Source organism: Butyrivibrio sp., from assembly GCF_024699075.1.
On record NZ_JAILQF010000291.1, the window covers coordinates 1 to 6800 of the forward strand.

Annotated in this window: 5 protein-coding genes and 1 pseudogene; 5 read left to right on the plus strand and 1 reads right to left on the minus strand. The window is 36.9% G+C overall.

All coding sequences use genetic code 11. The annotated features are described in order from the left end of the window. From K6G87_RS11805 to K6G87_RS11815, 3 genes are all read left to right on the plus strand, one after another. A partial coding sequence (locus K6G87_RS11805) for an allophanate hydrolase-related protein (protein WP_330669841.1) occupies positions 1 to 595 on the plus strand: 595 nt, incomplete at its 5' end. 12 nt (positions 596 to 607) lie between these two features. Then, on the plus strand, positions 608 to 1015 hold the full coding sequence (locus K6G87_RS11810) for a P-II family nitrogen regulator (RefSeq protein WP_296837456.1): 408 nt from the start codon (positions 608 to 610) through the stop codon (positions 1013 to 1015). A 38-nt stretch (positions 1016 to 1053) separates the two neighbouring features. Continuing rightward, positions 1054 to 2448, plus strand: a complete 1395-nt coding sequence (locus K6G87_RS11815) for an APC family permease (protein ID WP_296837459.1) — start codon at positions 1054 to 1056, stop codon at positions 2446 to 2448. 141 nt (positions 2449 to 2589) lie between these two features. Here K6G87_RS11815 and K6G87_RS11820 read toward each other — a convergent pair whose 3' ends face one another. Then, complete coding sequence (locus K6G87_RS11820) at positions 2590 to 3450, minus strand: hypothetical protein (RefSeq protein ID WP_296837461.1); 861 nt, start codon at positions 3448 to 3450, stop codon at positions 2590 to 2592. A 291-nt stretch (positions 3451 to 3741) separates the two neighbouring features. On the opposite strand from K6G87_RS11820, the gene K6G87_RS11825 reads away from it, so the two are divergent. Together K6G87_RS11825 and K6G87_RS11830 are read left to right on the plus strand one after the other, a co-directional pair. Then, positions 3742 to 6111, plus strand: a complete 2370-nt coding sequence (locus K6G87_RS11825; RefSeq protein WP_296837463.1) for a helix-turn-helix domain-containing protein — start codon at positions 3742 to 3744, stop codon at positions 6109 to 6111. Between the two features lie 374 nt (positions 6112 to 6485). Beyond that, positions 6486 to 6800 (plus strand): annotated as a pseudogene (locus K6G87_RS11830) (hypothetical protein); the annotation flags it as partial.

Consider the following 6800-nt stretch of genomic DNA (forward strand, 5'->3'; position numbering starts at 1 on the left):
TACAGCAGGCGGAACTTTTACTAGAGATGAAGTAAGAGATAATCCGGTAGAAACTAATAGTTTAATGGGATTATATACAAATCATTGTAACCTTCTCAATTTGATGGCAATTGCTGTTCCAGAAAATACAAGAGACAGAAACCTTCCATTTGGAATTACTATTTTTGGTCTGGCAGATAATACAAATCTGGTAACAGAGACAGCAAAGAGATTTCTTCAAAGTGAAAGAGAACTACTTGCAGTATGCGGCCTTCACAAAAAAGGTTACTCATTAGAATATCAGCTTGTTGAACTTGGAGCTGACTATCTACAGAGCACTAAAACAGCTAAAAATTATAAATTATATAAATTGAATACAGATCCTGTAAAACCAGGTCTTGTTCATGTATCTGAAGGCATGGGAGAGAGCATAGAAGTCGATTTGTACAGCCTTTCCAAAGACAAGCTTGGATTATTTATGGGAAATGTAAGAGAACCTTTGACAATAGGTAATGTTGAACTTATAGATGGTACAACTGTAAAAGGGTTTCTATGTGAAGAATATGCAGTTAGTGATGCAGAAGATATTACTAAGTATGGAAGTTATGCAGGATGAGGAGAATAAATTATGGCAACAGAGTTTTCCAGAGTTGAAATAATGAGTGGAATGGATAAGGTAGCAAATTTCACAGAAAAACTAGGTCACGCAGACTGTGTTAAACAGCTTATGAAAAGAGGAGTATCTGGTGTAACTATTTATAATAACGTTGTTGGATGTGGAATACAGCATGGACTATCAGAAGTTGAATACGAACTCAGCCCCGAAAAGCTTGCTATTCAGCTGCTTCCCAAGAGCGTAGTTACCTTTATCTGTGAATCCAGCAAGGTAGATGAATTAATAGAATATTTGAAACTTGAATTATATACAGGTCATATAGGCGATGGCAAGATTTTTGTATCTGATGTTAGAAATATTATAAGAGTCAGAACCGGAGAAGAAGGCAGAGATGCCCTTAAGGCTTCAGTTATAGATTAAAAACTTGAAAGTGCTCCACTTTAAAATGTGAGGTAATTATGGAAAAGAAAATTGGGATATTTGGAGCTGTTTCAACGGGCGTAGGTATGCTGATCGCAACCAGTTGCTTTATTTCATCAGCAAGTGGATCGAGTACAGTTGGAACGCCGTTTGTGATAGCAATAGTTATAGCATGTATTGCCAATATGATGGCTGTGCTGTCAATTGCAGAGCTTAATGCAATAATGCCTAATCTTACAGGTGGTATTGCCCAGTATACTCTTGCAGGAATGGGACCTTTAATTACTATAGTTACCATGGTAGGCGGGTATCTTATTAGTAATGTATTTGCAGCACCGGCAGAAGGTGCAATGTTTGCAAATGTAATGGCTGAAATAGCTGGAGACAGCATTCCGCCAGCAGTATTTAGCGTAGGTATTACCATAATATTAATTATAGTCAATCTTATGGGTGTGAATATGTCTACACTACTACAGGAAATCGTAGCCAGCTTTATGGTATTGTCACTTATTGTACTAAGCGTTGTAGGTGCTCTTGGAATAGGAAGCGGAGTACAGGTAGAGCAGGCTGCTGTTATATCATCTGACCTCTCTGATGTACTTCCTCTTACAGCTACAGCCTTCTGGTTCTTTATTGGAGCTGAATTCATAGTCCCTCTTGCCAAGGACATGAAGAATCCCAGGAAGAATGTACCACTTAGTATGGTACTGTCACTACTTATAATGGGAATTATACAGATCATAATGGTCTTTGGATTTAAGAATTATACTATGTGGTCTGATCTTGGGGCAGCAGCTTCTCCGCATGTGCTATATGCAGTAGCTATGATGGGTAAGTGGGGCAGATACTGGATGATAATAGTTGCTATATTTGCAGCTGTAAGTACTCAGAATTCTATCATATGTTCAGTTTCTGAGATATGTTGCGGAATGGCCAAGATGGAACTTCTTCCAGCCTTTTTCCAAAAAAAGAACAGTAAAGGTGCACCATATTATGTAATTCTGATACTTGGACTATTAACAATTCTTATAGAAGCTTCTGGAATATCAACAGGAGAGCAGGTATCGTTTCTGACACTTACATGTTCACTATTCTGGATGCTTTCGTATATTACATCTCATATGAATGTAATTATACTTAGAAGAAAAATGGGAAAAGTGCCAAGATCATTTAAGACACCATTTTATCCTATATTCCAGATAGTCGGAATACTTCTTCAGGTATATATGATGTTCAATATATCAAGTGATCCGGTACAAAGACTTCATATATATGAATTGTGTTTTGTATTATTCTTGGGCCTTTTTGTATATGCACTGTTTTGGGTCAAATACAGACTTAAGATGCCACTATTAAAAGGCTGTGGTGTATTGCAGGTAATGGTTCAGGAAAATCCCTTGTATCATGAAATTAAAGCAATAAATAACAGGTAAGATCCATATATACATAAAAAGCTCCCATTTCAGTCTTGTAATGTCTTGTAGTACAAGTCTTGTACTACAAAAGAGCTGGTAATGGGAGCTTGTTTTATTATATATAGCTTTTAAATTTCACTAGGAAGAATGAGCCCTGCTTTAGCCAAAAAGCGACATATCAATTTCAACTTCTTCCATATCATCAACAGGAACAGCCTGGTACATTGATGAGTACTCTTCATACTCTTCCATGGTTATATAATCGCCGTTGTAGATGAATTCGCTGTCTTCGTCATAATAATCATTTTCTGAATCCGGATAATATGCGCAGAGGGAAATGGACTCAACAATCTCGCCATCTTCGTCATACCTTATAAGATCCAGTACCTGTCTTCCCTGATGGGTGAAGTCGCAATGCGCAACATAGGTATGTTCATCATCATAAAATGGAATACATACAGTTGTTGTATCCTCACCGTAATCCAGAAGTACAAGCTCATCATCTCTTACATCATAAATATCATAGCCATAATAGAATGTTGAAATTAAAAGCTCAGGTTCAGAGTCTTCATCAACATCATAGTAGTAGGCACAAGGCTCGATCTCGTAGTCTTCTATAAGGTACATATATTTTTGGGAAAAAAGTTCGTCTTCGAATTCAAGTTCATCGTTTAGATACTGCTCGTATATAGCCTTGTTATCATCAGTATCATCTTCTGAATCCTTGTCAGCATCTTTACTTTTTGAATCTTTATCATCGTCTTCATCTTCTGAGTCTTTGTCATCATCAGTCTTTTTGGATCCATCAGTCTTTTTGATCTTATCAGGCTTATCTGAGCTGGCAGGTTCAGTAGATTCAATAAGCTTGTCATAATCCCCTTCATCAGATTCAGAGCCTTCGTCAATTGCGGCTGAATCTTTGGAATCATCCAAAGAAATATCGCCACAGCCATAGGATGCAAGTGTGAGGCTAACGCCCATTATAAGTGCTACAGTTTTGATAATTCCATGTTTTCTCATAATACCTTACCTCCGTACGTACATTATAAATGAACGTTATACAGTATACAACATAACATTTAATTGAATTTGATATTTTTGTAAAAAGAGTTTCCTTAATTATAAGCGAATAAATAGACATAAGTATATGATGAAATTGTGATATAATAGGAAACTGAAGCTTGAATCATCATATTTAAAAGTTGGTTGAAACTGACTAGTAATCTCTTATAAAAAACACCACAAATTTCCATATTTATTGTAAAATAATTATTTAATAAGGAAGATATCGTTTAGGGGTAGACGATACTTATGGGGAGAAAAATGTGGGGAAGGGGCAGTTATATGCAAAAAGCGGGGATTCTTAAAGGCAAGATCGCCTTTGATAAAATGTCCTACAAACTTTTTATTACTATTTGTATTAGTGCTCTTGTAGGTGTCTTCATGGTGTTTATGGTAGTAAACACATTCATCTTAATGCATTCCAATAATCATGAAATGGCAGAGAAGGAAGCTACAATGACGACCAGGCATATGGTTGCCAATATCGAAGAAAAGCTTGAGAATCTGCGCCAGTACTATCTGTATTCTGCAGATAATGATGATGTTATATGGTTTATGGGTAACCGCCTTGAGTATTCCGATTATAGCAGGTACAAGTCCATAAACGCAGCTCTTGGTAATAATTCTATGTATCCTAATTATATAAATAATTATGTCATAGTAAACATAGATGATAACAGAGTTATAAGCTCCAGAGGAATCTATGATTTTAGTAATATGATAAATGATCAGGAAATACTAGACCTCTATGAAGCCAATACCAAAGAAACCAACAGGGGTAACTGGATATATGTAGCTGATGGAACCGACGTAGAGAATACTAATACCCAGTATCATCTTACTGTTGATACAAGTGGTCTTAATTTTGTTCTCAATCTTCCTGTTGGAAGCTGCAGTACCAAAGGATTTCTACTTGTTAATATCAACAAGAATGAGTGGAAGCAGTGGATATGGGATAATATCAGCGTATCAGGTAAGTCTGTTGCAGTACTTGACACAGAAGGCAATGTAATATATTCAACAAGTAGCAGCTTTTCAGATAAGTGTATTGAGAAATTGTCATCCAAAGAGCCATTTAAAGCTTCCGATATGGACATAGATGGCTACGATCAGATAGTAACAGGCTGTACCTCTACAACCCTTGGCTGGACCTACTATGTTGCATATGATTACAGATCCTTCCTTGGCTTTGCATCTAAGCTTATGATCGAATTCATGATAGCGATAACAGCGCTTTCTGTTCTTAGCTTCGTATCCTTAAGACATGCCTTATATAAGCCTGTTGATAAGCTTATCAAAGAAGTTACTGACACGGATGAATGCTCTGTTTCTGGTAATGAGCTTACATTTCTTGCAGGCCAGTTTGCTAATCTCAAAAATGATAAAGAAGTTTTAAGTCAGACTATCATTAACAGAAGAGAGAGACTTGCAGAGCTTTTTGAGATGCGACTTATTAGAAGCGCCGTCTCAGCCAATGATGAATGGGAAGAGTATGTTAAAGTCCTTGGCCTTACCGAGCGAAAATTCTATGCTTGTGTTTCTATAATCCTAAGTCAGAACGAAAATATAGACAAAGAGGAAGAGATCAATGAAGATGCCATAAGCCTTACCCTGGCGGAAAACCTTCCCGAGAATCTTAAAAAGAAGACCTGGCTTCCTCTCATATATGATTCATGTTCCCTTGTATGCATCATGGCTGATGATACTGAAGAAAGCCTTATGGAGCAGATATCTTCTTATAATAAAGAATTCAAAGAGTTCGCCTTTAATACCTATGGCTATCATATTCAGATGGGAGTCAGCGAACTTCACACAATGTACAGGCATTTAGGAAGAGCTTATCATGAGAGCGTCTATGCCCTTACCCTGGAGACAGATGATACCAGAGAGCATTCACAAACTTTGGAAAAAGAGGCTGACCTCTGCTTCTACATCCAGTCCTCCAAAGCTGATAAGGCAGACATTAATTTACAAAAATATGAAAAAGAAATCTGCGACGCCCTAAAAGCTATGGACAAGGCCCAGTGCTACAGACTTCTTGATGATTTCACCGACCAGCTTAGAAACGTTGGAGAATGGGCAGTTGCTTCTGTTTATTATGCAACACTTATAGACACGATCCTAACAGAAGTTATTAATATGAAGATAGATATACTTTTAGTATGCCCCGAAGGACTTCATAAGCTCTATCAGCAGATCATGGATGTAGGCGATGTCAAGAAGGTTCGTAAGAATATGAAGAAGATGCTTATAGATCCGATAATAAAGGAGCGAAGCAATCTCCTTGTTGATCATTCCTACCAGATGATGGCCTCTATTGAGCAAAAGCTTGCAGAGTCCAAAGGCAACATAACGCTCAATGAATGCGCGGATCAGCTCAATGTGACCCCAACCTATATATGGAAGATACTAAAAGCAGAAAGAGGTAAGACATTTAGCGAATATCAGGAAGAATATAAGATAGAAGAAGCCAAGAAGTTATTACAGTCCAACATGTCAGTTTCCGATGTTGCAAGTGAACTTGGATATACCAATGCCCAGAACTTTATCAGGTTCTTTAGTAAGGGAACAGGACTTACACCTGGCAAATATCGTAAGCTCACCTACGGATATATGTAAGTAAAGCATAGATCAACACTTTTTTGACAGTGCATAAGGATCTGTCTTTTTAATGTTTGTAAAAAGATAGTCTGTCCTTCTTTTTTATAAATATAATCCGTCTACCTTTCTTTTTATTAAGTAAAAACTGTTAATAATAATTGCTTTTTTAAAAGTATCATTTTCTTTTCGTCCAAGAAAAAGGCGTAAGAAAATGATATTTTTTATGCAACATATACAAAAATACCACTTTTGAAATGGGATATTTGGTCAAAAATAATATGATTATAGATGTTACTCCTTAGCAAAGATAATATATGCATATAAACGATTTGCCGACAGGTTTTCGCGACAATATCTGACAGACGTATATAAAAGTTAATAAGGAGGAGAGTATGGCAAAAGAAAAAAAGCAGCTGATCAAGACGGCTGATGGACAATTTTTTGAAGCCAACAGGACCAGCAATGCAAAGTACTTTAAGCAGCATACGTGGCTGTACTTAATGTTACTACCGGGCATTATCTATATGATCTTATTCAGATATGTGCCTATGGGCGGACTGGTTATTGCCTTTAAAGATTACAGTCCATTTAAGGGGTTATGGGCAAGTGAATGGGTAGGCTTTGATAATTTTATCAGATTCTTTAGTAATAATGACTTTAGAAAGCTTCTTACCAATACACTTGGAATCAGCTTACTGCAGCTTGTT

What these genes read in the sequence shown, in the direction of transcription:
- K6G87_RS11815 (WP_296837459.1), top strand. Translation starts at nt 1,054, where the DNA reads ATGGAAAAGAAAATTGGGATATTTGGAGCTGTTTCAACGGGCGTAGGT.
- K6G87_RS11825 (WP_296837463.1), top strand. Translation starts at nt 3,742, where the DNA reads ATGGGGAGAAAAATGTGGGGAAGGGGCAGTTATATGCAAAAAGCGGGG.
- K6G87_RS11820 (WP_296837461.1), bottom strand. Translation starts at nt 3,450, where the DNA reads ATGAGAAAACATGGAATTATCAAAACTGTAGCACTTATAATGGGCGTT.
- K6G87_RS11810 (WP_296837456.1), top strand. Translation starts at nt 608, where the DNA reads ATGGCAACAGAGTTTTCCAGAGTTGAAATAATGAGTGGAATGGATAAG.